Genomic DNA, 13,276 nt, shown 5'->3' with positions numbered 1-13,276 from the left:
CCCAACACAAGACAGGAGGAGCGGATGACCGATACCACCGTGAAGAAGGTCAGCAGCGCCCACTCGCCCACAGGTGCTCAAGGCGAGGTCTATCTCGCTTCCGGCAAACGCGTCTCGATGCGGATGTGGCGCGATGAGGAACCGACGCAAGACAAACCCTTGCACAAGCACGAGTACGAAGTGGTCGGCTACGTCATCGCGGGACGGGCCGAGCTGGAGATCGAGGGGCAGACGGTGCGACTGGAGCCAGGCGATTCCTGGGTGGTTCCGGCGGGCGCCGAACACACCTACCGTATCCTGGAAACCTTCACCGCTGTTGAAGCCACAGCCCCGCCGGCGCAGGTGCACGGCCGCGAGTCGTCCTGATCCGACGACCGGCGCTGGAGAACCTGATGGCCGCACTCCCCGGACGCAATGACTCCTGCTGGGTTGCAACAGCCCCGAAGGCAGGCTTTCCGAGCCTGACTGGCTCGCAGAACTGCGATGTGGTGATCGTCGGCGCCGGCATCGTCGGACTGACGGCGGCCCTGTCGCTGTGTGAGGCCGGCAAGTCGGTCGTGGTGCTGGAGGCCCGCCGGGTCGGTGCTCAGGTGACCGGCCGCTCGACGGCCAAGATCACGACGCAGCATAGCCTGATCTACCGCCATTTGATCGATACAGTCGGCCAGGACATTGCTGTATTGTACGCCGAGGCCAATCGCGTCGCCGTCGAACGGATCCGCACCTGGATTGAGACGCTGGGCATCGCGTGCGACTACGAACGTAAAGCGGCCTATGCCTATACCTGTGATCCGCACCGGGTGGATGCCATCCGCCAGGAGGCCGAGGCTGCCCGGATCCTCGGCTTCGAGGCGCAGGTTCTCGACCGAGCACCCCTGCCCTTCCCCACGGCAGGCGCGTTGTGCTTCCCTGACCAGGCCCAGTTCAATCCGGCAAGCTATCTGGTGGCCCTCGCCCAAGCGGTCGAGGCTCGGGGCGGCCGGATCTTTGAGCAGAGCCGGGCCACGTCCTTTGACCAGGACGACGGGTGGCGCATCGGGACTGCACAGGAGACCGTCAAGGCAGCCCACGTGGTCATCGCGACCAACATGACGGCGAAGAGCCCGGTCGGTTACGCCAACCGCACCCAGCCCCGCAGCCATGTCGCCATGGCGTTCCGGCCAGAGGACCCCGCGGCCGTTGATGGCATGTTCATCAGCATCGACGATCCGACGCACTCGATCCGGGCGGGTCGTGATCAGGACGGGCCGTTGCTGATCACGCTGGGACCTCGCTTCAACACGGGCCAGGACGGCGATGTCGCCCGGCGCTTCCTGGAACTGGAGCAGTGGGCTCGGACGAACCTTCCTGTCCGCGAGGTGGTCTGGCGCTGGTGCAACGAGGACTACGACACAGCCGACCGCACGCCGTACGTGGGCCAGCCTGACCCGAAGAAGTCCTCGGGCTTCCATGTGGCGACCGGCTTCAATGGGTGGGGCATCAGCAACGGCACGGCGGCCGGCTTGCAGATCGCCGCTGAGATTGCGACCGGCTCACGCCTCTGGGGCAAGCTCTACGACCCGACGCGGCCTGCGCCCGAAGACTTCCACCAGAGCGGGGGCACACAGTCCCTCGTCGCCAACGTTGCGGAGATTGGACCGGGTGAAGGCGGGGTGATCACCCGCGGCGATGAGAAGATTGCCGTCTGGCGGGATGACAACGGCGATCTCCACGCCGTGTCGGCCAGTTGCACGCACAAGGGCTGCACCGTGACCTGGAACAACGCGGACCGGACCTGGGATTGTCCCTGTCATGGCTCGATGTTCGAAGCTGATGGAACTGTCATTCACGGCCCGGCCCGTGAGCCGCTGCCGCCGCGGGCGATCTGACGCCCGCGGCGGGACGCTATGTCTCTTGGTCGAGGTCCGCCATCCGCCCAAGCCCTTACGGCACCTCGGCGAAGAACAGGGATGCCGCGTCGACTGGAGAGAGGATACCTCTGAACGATCGATCTCAATCTAGCATTGGGCAGCTCAACGGCTTCCACGTTGTATAGCGAGCCGATGCACTTGGCCTGCCTGAACGTCTCATTCGGGTCACGGACTGCCCTTCAGCTTGGTCGTGTGAAGGTCAGCTCACGCCGCCAATACGGAATTGTCGCTAAGGTCAGCCCAGTGCCAGCTCCAGACCTTCCCATATCGCGCAGAACAGTCCGTACGGTGTTCGCACCCGCCGAAGCGCTAGGCATGTCGATACGTTGACCGTCCAGAGCATGACCGATATTCCAGCCCGAACCAAACAACGGAACCGAGTGGTATGTTCGAGACTCCGATCATCGCTGAACCGATCAAGGGGATTGCCCCTGACTTCCGTGCCCTGAGCATTCACGTCGATGCCGAGGGGGCCAAGGAAGGAAGCTTCGACTCCAGCGTCCTGACGACTGCCTGTGAGTTCGTTTCAGCGGGCGGACCATCTTGGGCGGACGCTCACCTGGCCAGTTGGTCGGACGCGTACCAGCGCTTCGGTGCGAAGCCCAACCGGACGCCATGCTCTGCCCAGGCCTTGAGAAAGCGCGTCATCAAGGACGGCCGGATCCCAGCAATCAACCCCGTGGTCGATCTCTACAATGCCGTCAGTCTCCGCTACGCCCTGCCCGTCGGCGGGGAGAACTTCGACGCGTACGTTGGGCGCCCCCACCTGACGGTCGCCGATGGGACGGAAATTTTCGACACCATGATGAATGGGGAAGCGGTCTTGGAGCATCCAGCACCGGGCGAGGTGATCTGGAGGGACGATCTCGGCGTCACGTGTAGGCGATGGAATTGGCGTCAGGGTACCCGCACCCGTCTGGAGACCGCAGCAGGCCGGATGTGGTTCATCCTCGAGGCCCTCGGCACCATGCCGGAGAACGCCCTCGATGAAGCGGGCGACATGCTCGTCCAAGGGTTGTCACAGCTCATGCCAAGCTGCGAAATCCAAAGACAAAGGGTCTCCGTGACCTGAGGCCGAGTCCTTCGATCGTTGGTTCCCCCTGCCCTTTCAGGCATCCCCTCGAACCTGCACGATAGCCTCAGCCAGAAGATGGACGCCCCTCTCAATCCGCCGGGTATCCAGGGCGGAATAGCCCATCACGAGACTGACGTGATCGGCTCGGATGCCGTCCGCGCCCGGACTGTACAGCGGTGAGGTGGAATGCACTCCGACCCCGGCAAGGCGCGCCCGTTCGATGAGGGCGGCCTCCAGGGATTGCGGCAGGTCCTTGAACCGCACAACGATGTGCAACCCGGCGTCCGCTCCATCGACGGCGATCCTGTCCCCAAACTTGAGGCGCAGCACGTTGAGCAGCGTCTGCCGCCGCTCGCCATTGAGGCGGCGTACCCGGCGCACATGCCTTTCATAAGCACCGCCTTCGATGAGCGAGGCCAAAGCCTCCTGCTCGTTGGCGGGAGAATGCCGGTCTGTCAGTCGCTTGGCCACTGCGAACACATCCTGCAAACCGGGCGGGACGACAAGATAGCCGATCCGGAGGGTCGGCGAGAGCGTCTTGGAGATGGTTCCGAGATAGATGACGTTGCCGCTGTCCTCCAGTCCATGCAGCGGGGGAACCGGATTGATGTCGTAGCGGTACTCGCTGTCGTAATCGTCCTCGATCACGTAGGCGTCGTGCTGCCGCGCCCATTCCAGCAACCGGTGGCGCCTCGAAACCGGCATCACGCCTCCGAGCGGGAACTGATGCGACGGCGTGACGTAGACCAGCCCCGCATCGATCCCGGCCAGCAGATCGGTCCTCAACCCATCATCATCGACGGCAATCGGGACGGGTGTGGCGCCCGTGCCGGCGAAGATCTGCCGGGCCATGGCATAACAGGGGTTCTCGATCACGAAGCGGTCGCCCTGATCGAGGATCAGCCGGGCGCACAGGTCCAACCCCTGCTGCGATCCGTTGACGATGATGATCTGCTCCGGATCGCAGCGCAGTGTCCGTGAACGCCAGAGGTAGCCCTGCAAAGCCATGCGCAGCCGTCGCGATCCCCGGGGATCGCCATAGGTCAGTCGCTCCGGTCGCTGCACCATGGCCGCGTTGACCGCGCGTTTCCAAACCGCCGTCGGGAAGTCCGACGGCGCGAGATCGCCATAGCGGAAATCGGCGATCAGCTTGCCTGCCTCCGGCCTGCTCCACGGCGGCGTGGTACGAACGCGTTCCCCATAGGCAGACAGGCGAATCGACCGCGCACTCTTCGATGGCTGGCTGCGTACGTCCCTGTCGACCACGGCCGGCGCGACACGCGGCCGCCTCCCCTGACATACTGTTATGAAACCCTCGGCCAGAAGTTGCTCATGGGCGGCCATGACCGTCGTGCGGGAGACGCCCAGCTCGAGGGCCAGGGCACGGGACGACGGCAAGGGCCCGTCCACCCCGAACACGCCGCCAAGGATCTGATCGCGGAGCGCTTCGTAGATCTGGCGCGCTCCCATCCCGCGGGGACGTTCGATGCCTGTTTCGAACTGGACCACCTACTTTGTCACCAACTGGACGTTCTGCCTGAGCCAGTTTGCCGATATTCCAAGTCAATTCCAAGAGGGATCCGAGCAGTCGATGAGCAGCAACGCCAAGCAACCCGAAGCAGAGTTCCAGGATACGCCACACGACCGGGAGGAACTCGGCTTTGCCACCCGCACCATTCACCACGGTTTCGACCCAGCCGCGTTCTCGAACGCCGTCCAGCCGCCGGTCTTCCTGACCTCCACCTACGGCTTCGCCAGCGTGGCGGCGAACGAAGCCGAAGCGGCGCTCGGCGGCAGGCTCTACGCGCGCGAGCACAACCCGACGACCGAGATCCTCGAGCGGAGGCTTGCCAACATTGAGGGCGCGGAGGCCGGCCTGGTGGTCGCGTCCGGCATGGCCGCCTTCGGGGCGCTGACCCTGTCCCTGCTGTCGCAAGGCGACGAGCTGATCGTGCACCGGACGCTCTATTCGAACACGGTCGCGATGGTCGAGCAGGCCCTTCCGCGCTTCGGCATCAAGGTTGTCCCCGTCGACCTTGCCGAGCCGGCCAATCTCGACGCGGCCATCACCGAGCGGACGCGCCTCGTCTACTTCGAGACGCCCGTGAATCCACTGAGTGCCGTTCTCGACATCGCCGCGATCACCGAGCGCGCCCACGCGCATGGCGTGCAGGTCGCCGTCGACAGCACATTCGCCTCGCCCGCATTGCAGCGCCCGATCGAGCATGGCGCCGATATCGTGCTGCATTCGCTGACCAAGTACATCAACGGCCATGGCGATGCCTTGAGCGGTGCGCTGCTGGGCGATGCCGAGACCCTGCACAAGCTGCATGAGACGGGCCTGCGCTACATCACCGGCGCTGCGATCTCGCCGCTTGCCTCCTTCCTGATCCTGCGTGGCCTCAAGACCCTGACCCTGCGCATGGAGCGCCACAGCGCATCGGCCCTGGCCGTCGCGCGGATGCTGGAGGAGCATCCGGCGGTGGCCTGGGTGAGCTACCCGTTCCTCGACTCCCACCCCGGCCATGCAATCGCCCGCAAGCAGATGTCCAACGGTTCGGGCATGCTGGCCTTCGGGCTTCATGCCGGGTTCGAGGGTGCACGCCGGATGATGGATCGGCTCGGTCTCATCACTCGCGCCGTCAGCCTCGGCGATGCCGACAGCCTCATCTGCCATCCCGCCAGCCTCACCCGTGCCCGCCAGCCAATCCGCAAGGACGCCCACATGGTGGAGGGCGTCGGCGAGGATCTGATCCGCCTCTCCGTCGGCCTCGAAAACCAAGAGGACGTCATTGCCGACCTGCGCCAGGCGATCGAGGCATCATGACAGACGACCGCATGCCGCTTTCTCCGGACGACATCCAGCGCTTCGGGTCCGACCCGCTGTCCTCCTTCCGCGCCAATCTGGCGGCGGTCGAGGAACGCATCGCGCGTGCCTGCGCCCGCGCCGGACGGGACCGCCCGTCCGTGCGGCTCCTTCCAGTCACGAAGACCGTCCCGGCCCACATCCTGCGGCTTGCCTTCGAGGCGGGCATCCACTCCTTCGGCGAGAACAGGATCCAGGAGGCCGTCTCGAAGCGCGAGGCACTGGGCGACCTCGCCATCGACTGGAGCATCGTCGGGCATCTCCAGACGAACAAGGTCAAGGTCCTGACCCGCTTCGCCCGCGAGTTCCACGCGCTCGACAGTCTGCGGCGGGCCGATCTCCTCAACGAACGGCTGGAGCGTGAGGACCGCTTCCTCGACGTCTTCGTGCAGGTCAACACCTCCGGGGAGGAGAGCAAGTTCGGCCTGCACCCGGATGCCCTACTGCCGTTCGTGGACACACTGAAGAGTTTTCCCCGATTGAAGCCGCGCGGGTTGATGACGCTGGCTCTCTTCAGCTCCGACATGGCGAAGGTGCGTCCATGCTTTACCCTGTTGCGCCGCCTGCGCGACGAGGTCGTTCGGCATGACGCAAAGCTGACGGAGCTGTCGATGGGAATGTCCGGCGACTACGAGGAAGCGATCGAGGAAGGTGCCACCGTCGTGCGGGTGGGCCAGGCCATCTTCGGCAAGCGTCCCACCCCCGATGGTCATTATTGGCCGGGTTTCGCGGGTAGTGCACAACCGACGTGAGCTCTAGCCGAACCTCCCCTCGCCTCATCGAGCATTCTGGAGATCCATCATGAGTCTTCCCAACGGTCTATCGGCTTTTCCGATCACGCCCACCGACGCTGCCGGCCGCGTAGACACCACTGTGCTGCGCAGGCTGGTGGCCCGCCTGGTTGCCGCCGAGGTCGATTCCATCGGCCTGCTCGGCAGCACTGGGATCTACATGTACCTGACCCGCGACGAACGGCGGCGGGCGATCGAGGCGGCCCTGGAAGAGGCCTCCGGCCGGACCCCGATCATCGCCGGGATCGGTGCGTTGCGCACCGATGAGGCGGTCGGGCTTGCCCAGGACGCCAGGGACATCGGCGCGGCGGCGGGCCTGCTCTCGGCCGCGTCCTACACGCCGCTCACCGACGACGAGGTGTTCGAGCACTTCTCGACCGTCGCGCGAGAAAGTAGCCTGCCGGTTGTGATCTACGACAACCCAGGCACGACGCACTTCAAGTTCACGACGGAGCTCGTCGCCCGTCTCGCAAAGGTGCCCGGCATCGTGGCCATCAAGAATCCGGGTGTCGGCGCCAATGATACGGCCCAGCACCTGGCTAGCCAGCGTGCGATCGCCCCCCAGGATTTCTCGATCGGGTGCAGCGCGGACTGGACGGCGGCGGAGACCATGCTCGCCGGAGCCGATACCTGGTACAGCGTCCTCGGCGGACTGTTGCCGGGCGTGTGCCTGAAGCTCGTCAGGGCGGCCCAACAGGGCGATGCCGCCGAGGCACGCAGGCTTGACGGCATGCTTGAACCGCTGTGGGCACTCTTCAGGCAGTACTCCAGCCTGCGCGTCGTCTACGAGCTGGCCGAGTTGCTCGACATCTGCCGCACCGAGCCGCCACGGCCCATCCTGCCCCTACCCGACACGGCTAAGCGTCAGGTCGCCGACACGCTGGCACGTCTGCCGACCCACGTCACAGGGTGATCGGAATACCATTCATGATACGTCACGCGACCGATATGCGGCGGCTCTGTCTCCAGGTAGATGGAGCCGCGCAAGAGACGGCTTCCGGTTGACCTATATCCTATGGACGCTCCCCGCAGTCGCGGTCATTGCCGCGATCGCGAATGGGCGGCTCGGCACGCTTGCAGCCTCGCTCCTCGGCCTGTCCGCCGCGCTCCTTGTCGCGCTCACGACGGCCCCGCTTGATTTCCGGGGACCGGATGCCGTGATCGCCCTTGCGCGCGGCGCATGGATCGGCTGGATCGTGGTGCCCTACATCCTCGGCGGCCTGCTGTTCTGGCAAATGGCGATCAGGCCCGGCAACGCCGCCATGCCGGTCGAGGCGACCTTGCCCGATGCGCGCGCCAGACGCCGGCTCCTGTTCACGGCCTGCTTCCTGATCGGCCCTTTCGCGGAATCCGCGACCGGGTTCGGCGTCGGCATCATCGGCACGATGATGCTGGTCCGGCGACTGGACGTGGCACCGATCCCTCTCCTGGCGTTCAGTCTGCTCAGCCAGACCATGATCCTCTGGGGAGGGATGGGCAGCGGTGCCATCGTCGCGGCCGCGTTCGCGCGCACCGACCCGACCACGCTCGCCGTCCATGCGAGCTTCTTCCTCGTCGCCTTCAACGTGCTCTGGCTGCCGCTTTACTGGCGCATGGCCGACAAGGCGGGCATCACTGGGGGCTGGGGCGAGGAAGCCATGGACGCTCTCTTGGGCATGCCTGGGAAGGCGGCGGGACGCTAGAGCCATGGATCCGGAACCGAGATAGGATCAGATGTCAGTCAGATGGCAGGGTGGTTGAAGGCCCCTCGTGCCCCCCTGCACCATGACCTGGCAGACTTCTCCACGATGAACTGCCGTGTGGTGCGCGTGCGAGAGGGGAGTATTCACGTCCCTGGTCGGCCGAGAATCTGGTTCCGGGGATCATGTGTTACCAGGATGTCATAAGCTTATGGATAGATGCCGCTCGCCCACTTCAGGGGATCGGATCATGCGCAAGCTCAATCGGAAAGCCCTTCTGCGCCACCTGCGTGAACAAGGAGAGCCAACGGGGGCACTCCTGATCACCTTCCGTGATGGGCAGCCGCAGATGACGGATCTCATCAATGAGTCTGATCGGGCCGCCGACGCTATGATCACGGCTGTGATAAGCGCGATTCATGAACCTGACTCCGGCGAGGATGTGAACTCTATCGGACCCTGTGCCGGACGGGCGTGACAGGCTATGCAATTGACCGGCCTGTCGAGGGATCCTCAGGACCGCCAGAAAGGTTCAAGCGAAGCGAGCTTCTGATACTGTCCCACTGCATCGGCCAGTAGGCCATCGACCCGGGTTATCTGCTCCTGATGGATGGCGTCGGCGGTCGGCGACGAGTCCATATGGGATCCCACGGCGATGTCGTTGAGCTCCCCCAATGTCTCCTGGAGCGCCTCGAGCGCACTCAAGGCCTTCCGCTTCCTCTTTTTCGCGCCACCGCCTTTGAACAGGCTTTCGAAGAACTCGGTTGCATATCGAAGCTTCTTGATCTCGATCCGCACCTGATGGCGCTCTTCGGGGTCGAGTTCAACAAGGTGCCTGCCGCGCTTGATGATTTTTTTCCGCCTCCGTCCGAGCTCCTCGCCGGCCAGTATCGCGACAGGCCGTGTTCGAAGCTTGCGGGCGGCCTTGCCACCGCCCTCAAGCCAGTCCCCAGCCTCGATCCAGGCCGCCGTCTCCAGAACACTTGTCATGAAGCGAGGAGATGAAATTGTCTCTCGAGCCGTGTCGTATGCCCGGTCGCGCCGTTTCTGGTACTCAGCGAGGAGGCTCTTGTAACTCTGGTCAGTGCCGAACCGATCCCGCGCGGGCTCAAGGACCGTGGTGATATAGACGTCCAGGTCGCGTGCCTCACCCAGCACATTGGCCATCCATTTGAGCTCGGCCCGGATCGGATCCCGCCGCTCGTCCTCGACAACGGCCTTGAACAGGGTAATGGCGGCCCGGAGCCGCCGCAGCGCGACCCGCATCTGATGGACGGCATCGGCCTCTGGCACACGCCGGACGATCGCCTCGTTGGCCATCAGGTGCTGCAGACAGGACGCGGCAATCGTTTGAAAGGCCGTAGCGCTCGTCATTTTGCGCTTGAGGACGACAGGGGCTGCCTTGATGCGTGTCGGCTGTTCGCCCGAGGCGGCCTCGTAGCCACGCTCAGCCTTGGTCTTGAAACTCAAGCGCAGAGGTGTTGCCGTTGAGAGCGCCAAAGCGAGCTGAAACAGCTCGGCCGGTGTTCCATCCTTGAGTTCAAGCTCCAGCTCCCCAAAAGACGTCGTCCGCTCCTTTCCCTCTATCGTGCAGCTGTCGGCCGCAACCTCAATCGCGGAATCCCCATACGCAATGTCGCGGAGCCTTCGTTCTGTGGTCACATGGAAGACCGGTTCGATCCTGTCGCTGTGCTCAAGGAGCGGTTCGAGGGCAGTGCCTTTCGCGAGGGCATAGTCAGGGCTGTCGCTTTCAACTTCGTGTTCCCACTCGTTCCGAGCCACGGCGACGCTATTGGACCGCCGAGCGGCTTTGATCGTCTGGATGCGCCGCTCTCCATCGCGCCTGACCCGGAGCGAGATCCCAGCCTGCCGCAGCGTGTGATCCGGCGTATCGAAATAGGTCGAGTGGAGGGTCTGCGTTCTGGCGCTGTCGGACCTTTCGGTGAGGAGCGGATGAGCCAGCACCCTCCCGAGCTCAGAAGGCATGGCCTCCAGCTTCAGCTCGACTTCCTGGGGAGGGCTCGGTCTGGCTTGCATGGGTCATCTCAGGATCTATCACTGAGGTTCGGAACGTCAAGCCATCAGAGCGGTTCCATGATGAGCGGGACACCGGGAGAGCCGCCAAGCCATGGTCTTGCAGAGAGCATTTCATCCCTTCCGCAAATCCTATCAGCAGTTCGGAGCCCTGCCGTTCAGGTGGAGCGATGATGGCTCTCTCAGGGTAATGCTCGTGACGACCCGCGGACGCAAGCGCTGGATGGTTCCGAAAGGCTGGCCGATCCCAGGGCTTGAGCCTCATGAGAGTGCGGCGCGCGAGGCTTTCGAAGAAGCAGGCTTGGTCGGGTCCGGGGACCCGAGAGCCATAGGGTCGTTTCGGTACCGCAAGCGCCTTGGCCTTGGGCGACAGGTGCCGTGCACCGTCGAGGTCTTCCCGCTCCACGTCGACCATCAGGCGCCACATTGGCCCGAGAAAGGGGAGCGGGAAACAAGATGGATGAGCATCGACAATGCGGCAGGCTTCGTGTCAGAGCCGGAGTTGAAGAAGATCCTCCTCGGCTTTCACCCGAACCGCGATCCATCAGATGAAGCGGGGATCCGGTCCGCGGGTTGAGACTGAGCGACGGTGAAGTGAGTTGGGGCTCAATCATGCCGCTTCTACGGGGTTCATTTCCCTAGAAGGGAATGAGCATCATCGTGAACAACAGGCCAAAGCGCATCGGCTCTCCAGTCGGATCACGTACACGCTTCTTCGGAACCATCTTGAACCCGTCGCTGGAGCCCTCGGGGCAGCCGGTGCATTTCATCGGAACCAAGGTTCTGGCGTATCGGGTATGCAAGCTGGCGCCGCGTGATCCCGGGTCCTTGTCCATAAGCCCAGGGCCAGCTCAAAACCACTCTCCGGTCAGGATATGAGATCTGCCGCCTCTCCGTCAGAACGGCCTTGGGCGAAGCGGGACGATGATCGCCATCTACTCCGCTCCCCGTCGGATCGGTCCGATCTGCGCGAACCGGAACAACGCAGGCATCCATGAGTTCAGCTGATCCGGCGCATACCGGCAGACGGCCATCACGGTGAGCCCTTCACAACGGCTCGGATCATGAGTCCCATGCATGTGGAGAGCGCAATCGAACTCGCCTGCCGCGTGGCGCTGAGCCACCGGGGTGTCGCGCATGTGGCGATTCCCGTGGACGTGCAGGAAGAACCGGAGGCCGAGACGAAGCCTTCGAATCGCAACCTTCCACACCATGCGTCCTTCGCGCAGACACAATCGATCGGAATTCCGAACCCGGATGCCATCGGCCGAGCTCCTGAACGCGGGGTGAAAGGTTGTGAGCCTGGCGGGACAAGGCGCCTATCACGCGCGCTCGCCGAACGCGGCTCGGCCCCGGTGGAGGCGGTCGTCGATCTCACTGACCTGCTCCTGCCCCCCAAGCGCATGGAACAATACGCCAAGAATCTGGACAAGGCTCTGCAGAACGGAACGCCGGGCCGCGATGAGATCAAGCGGGCCCTGGAGGAAGAACCGGCTCGCACGATGCTGCAGGAGTGATGGTCTCAGGTTCTCGCCGTCGAGATAACATGATGGTGGCGGCATCGTGAGAAGGTGGGTCAAAGGGGTCAACATGTCCCGCGAAGGCAGCAGAAGGGAAGTTCATCGTGGAACGACGAGAGCCCCGTCCGGTTGAAGAGCCATGGGAGATGTGCGCGGCACCTCCCCTCCACGACATCGCACAGGAGGCTTCATGCGCTACGCTCCACATCCTGCGACGCTTCTGCTCGGCATCGCTCTCGTGACATCCACAAGCCTCGGTTCCGCCATGGCTCAGCAATCGTCATCGCAGCAGCCCTTCGAACAGGTTGCGACCTTCGACCATCAGGTCACAGGCGTGGCCGTTTCCCAGGACGGGCGCATCTTCGTGAATTTTCCGCGCTGGACCGAGGACTCCCCTGTCTCGGTCGCCGAGGTGATGAAGGACGGTTCTCTCAGGCCATATCCGGATCAAGTCTGGAACGAATGGCGCAATGCCAGGAAGGACGAGATGGCGCCACAGGAGCACTGGGTCTGCGTGCAGAGCGTGGTGGCCGACAGCCAAGGCAATCTCTGGGTGCTCGATCCTGCCGCTCCGGCGCAGGACAAGGTGGTCGCAGGCGGTCCCAAGCTCGTGAAGATCGACCTGAAGACAAACCAGCCGAGTCAGACCATCTCGTTCACTGAGCAGGTCGCGCCACAAGGATCCTATCTTAACGACGTGCGCTTCTCTCCCGACGGGCGCCACGCCTATCTCACGGATTCCGGCGTGAAGGGCGCTCTCATCGTTGTCGATCTGCAAAGCGGCAAGGCCCGTCGCGTGCTCGACGGCCATCCCAGCACCCAGGTTGAGAAGGACGTGCAGGTGAAGGCGGATGGTCAAGTGCTGCGCCGTCCCGATGGGCGTGGCGTCGAATTCGCCGCCGATGGCATCGCCCTGACCCCGGATGGGCGGCACCTCTACTGGCAGGCGATCAAGGGCAAGACGCTCTACCGGATCGCCACGGATGCCCTGGAGAATGCGCAGGGCACGGATCGCGACATCGCGGCCAAAGTCGAAACCGTCGGCGAGAACGGAGTGGCCGATGGTCTGCTGATCACGCGCCGCGGCGACCGGATGATCGTAACCGCGCCGGAAGACGATGCCCTGAAGGTTCGGGTTCTCAGCGGCGCCCAGGGCAGCCGCCCCACCATTCTGGTCCGGGACAAGCAGCTTCGCTGGCCGGACAGCCTCGCCGAAGGGCCGGATGGCACGCTCTACTTCACGACCTCGCGCATCCAGGACTCGGCCACCTACAAGCCCGACGCTCCGAAGAACCTGCCGACCCAGCTTTGGCGCATGAAGCTCGACAGCGCCGAAGCGACCGGGTCCCTCAACACGCCGGCGCAGCCGCAGCAGTAACGCCCCGTTTGCAAGGACCACGA

Annotated in this window: 13 protein-coding genes; 11 read left to right on the top strand and 2 right to left on the bottom strand. The window is 64.1% G+C overall.

Translation table 11 applies throughout. The features are described from left to right. Positions 1-24 precede the first annotated feature (24 nt). The 3 genes from HPT29_RS04800 (at position 25) to HPT29_RS04790 (ending at position 2,982) form a co-directional block, all read left to right on the top strand. Complete coding sequence (locus HPT29_RS04800; RefSeq protein WP_173947907.1) at positions 25-366, top strand: cupin domain-containing protein; 342 nt, start codon at positions 25-27, stop codon at positions 364-366. A 26-nt stretch (positions 367-392) separates the two neighbouring features. Beyond that, positions 393-1,868, top strand: coding sequence for an FAD-dependent oxidoreductase (locus HPT29_RS04795; RefSeq protein WP_173947906.1), 1,476 nt, complete (start codon positions 393-395; stop codon positions 1,866-1,868). Positions 1,869-2,295: 427 nt separating this feature from the next. Further along, the gene (locus HPT29_RS04790; protein ID WP_173947905.1) at positions 2,296-2,982 is read left to right on the top strand and encodes a B3/B4 domain-containing protein; all 687 of its coding nucleotides are present in this window, start codon (positions 2,296-2,298) and stop codon (positions 2,980-2,982) included. A 36-nt stretch (positions 2,983-3,018) separates the two neighbouring features. Here the strand turns inward: HPT29_RS04790 and pdxR are convergent, their stop codons facing one another. Then, positions 3,019-4,455 carry a MocR-like pyridoxine biosynthesis transcription factor PdxR gene (pdxR, locus tag HPT29_RS04785; protein ID WP_173947922.1) on the bottom strand — a complete coding sequence of 479 codons (1,437 nt, stop codon included), beginning with the start codon at positions 4,453-4,455 and terminating at the stop codon, positions 3,019-3,021. Between the two features lie 121 nt (positions 4,456-4,576). Between pdxR and HPT29_RS04780 the strand changes: the two genes are divergently transcribed. The 5 genes from HPT29_RS04780 (at position 4,577) to HPT29_RS04760 (ending at position 8,799) form a co-directional block, all read left to right on the top strand. Further along, complete coding sequence (locus tag HPT29_RS04780; protein WP_173947921.1) at positions 4,577-5,812, top strand: trans-sulfuration enzyme family protein; 1,236 nt, start codon at positions 4,577-4,579, stop codon at positions 5,810-5,812. After that, on the top strand, positions 5,809-6,603 hold the full coding sequence (locus HPT29_RS04775) for a YggS family pyridoxal phosphate-dependent enzyme (RefSeq protein WP_259060477.1): 795 nt from the start codon (positions 5,809-5,811) through the stop codon (positions 6,601-6,603). The genes HPT29_RS04780 and HPT29_RS04775 overlap by 4 nt, the downstream gene beginning before the upstream one ends. 49 nt (positions 6,604-6,652) lie before the next feature. Then, the gene (locus tag HPT29_RS04770) at positions 6,653-7,555 is read left to right on the top strand and encodes a dihydrodipicolinate synthase family protein (RefSeq protein ID WP_173947904.1); all 903 of its coding nucleotides are present in this window, start codon (positions 6,653-6,655) and stop codon (positions 7,553-7,555) included. Between the two features lie 88 nt (positions 7,556-7,643). Beyond that, positions 7,644-8,324, top strand: a complete 681-nt coding sequence (locus tag HPT29_RS04765) for a hypothetical protein (protein WP_173947903.1) — start codon at positions 7,644-7,646, stop codon at positions 8,322-8,324. Between the two features lie 247 nt (positions 8,325-8,571). Next, positions 8,572-8,799, top strand: a complete 228-nt coding sequence (locus tag HPT29_RS04760; RefSeq protein WP_173947902.1) for a hypothetical protein — start codon at positions 8,572-8,574, stop codon at positions 8,797-8,799. A 35-nt stretch (positions 8,800-8,834) separates the two neighbouring features. Here HPT29_RS04760 and HPT29_RS04755 read toward each other — a convergent pair whose 3' ends face one another. After that, positions 8,835-10,358, bottom strand: coding sequence for a CYTH and CHAD domain-containing protein (locus HPT29_RS04755; RefSeq protein ID WP_173947901.1), 1,524 nt, complete (start codon positions 10,356-10,358; stop codon positions 8,835-8,837). A gap of 91 nt (positions 10,359-10,449) precedes the next feature. On the opposite strand from HPT29_RS04755, the gene HPT29_RS04750 reads away from it, so the two are divergent. From HPT29_RS04750 to HPT29_RS04740, 3 genes are all read left to right on the top strand, one after another. Next, on the top strand, positions 10,450-10,932 hold the full coding sequence (locus HPT29_RS04750) for an NUDIX hydrolase (protein WP_173947900.1): 483 nt from the start codon (positions 10,450-10,452) through the stop codon (positions 10,930-10,932). A gap of 487 nt (positions 10,933-11,419) precedes the next feature. After that, positions 11,420-11,872, top strand: coding sequence for a hypothetical protein (locus HPT29_RS04745; RefSeq protein ID WP_173947899.1), 453 nt, complete (start codon positions 11,420-11,422; stop codon positions 11,870-11,872). A 193-nt stretch (positions 11,873-12,065) separates the two neighbouring features. Further along, positions 12,066-13,253 carry an SMP-30/gluconolactonase/LRE family protein gene (locus HPT29_RS04740; protein ID WP_173947898.1) on the top strand — a complete coding sequence of 396 codons (1,188 nt, stop codon included), beginning with the start codon at positions 12,066-12,068 and terminating at the stop codon, positions 13,251-13,253. Positions 13,254-13,276 lie beyond the last annotated feature (23 nt).

It is taken from the genome of Microvirga terrae (genome assembly GCF_013307435.2).
In the GTDB taxonomy this organism is placed as follows: Bacteria; Pseudomonadota; Alphaproteobacteria; order Rhizobiales; family Beijerinckiaceae; genus Microvirga; species Microvirga terrae.
This window is presented reverse-complemented; position numbering and strand designations above follow the sequence as displayed.

Coding starts and splice junctions, on each gene's coding strand:
- HPT29_RS04760 (WP_173947902.1), top strand. CDS start 8,572: ATGCGCAAGCTCAATCGGAAAGCCCTTCTGCGCCACCTGCGTGAACAA.
- HPT29_RS04800 (WP_173947907.1), top strand. CDS start 25: ATGACCGATACCACCGTGAAGAAGGTCAGCAGCGCCCACTCGCCCACA.
- HPT29_RS04755 (WP_173947901.1), bottom strand. CDS start 10,358: ATGCAAGCCAGACCGAGCCCTCCCCAGGAAGTCGAGCTGAAGCTGGAG.
- HPT29_RS04795 (WP_173947906.1), top strand. CDS start 393: ATGGCCGCACTCCCCGGACGCAATGACTCCTGCTGGGTTGCAACAGCC.
- HPT29_RS04770 (WP_173947904.1), top strand. CDS start 6,653: ATGAGTCTTCCCAACGGTCTATCGGCTTTTCCGATCACGCCCACCGAC.
- pdxR (WP_173947922.1), bottom strand. CDS start 4,455: ATGGGAGCGCGCCAGATCTACGAAGCGCTCCGCGATCAGATCCTTGGC.
- HPT29_RS04750 (WP_173947900.1), top strand. CDS start 10,450: ATGGTCTTGCAGAGAGCATTTCATCCCTTCCGCAAATCCTATCAGCAG.
- HPT29_RS04740 (WP_173947898.1), top strand. CDS start 12,066: ATGCGCTACGCTCCACATCCTGCGACGCTTCTGCTCGGCATCGCTCTC.
- HPT29_RS04745 (WP_173947899.1), top strand. CDS start 11,420: ATGAGTCCCATGCATGTGGAGAGCGCAATCGAACTCGCCTGCCGCGTG.
- HPT29_RS04780 (WP_173947921.1), top strand. CDS start 4,577: ATGAGCAGCAACGCCAAGCAACCCGAAGCAGAGTTCCAGGATACGCCA.
- HPT29_RS04775 (WP_259060477.1), top strand. CDS start 5,809: ATGACAGACGACCGCATGCCGCTTTCTCCGGACGACATCCAGCGCTTC.
- HPT29_RS04790 (WP_173947905.1), top strand. CDS start 2,296: ATGTTCGAGACTCCGATCATCGCTGAACCGATCAAGGGGATTGCCCCT.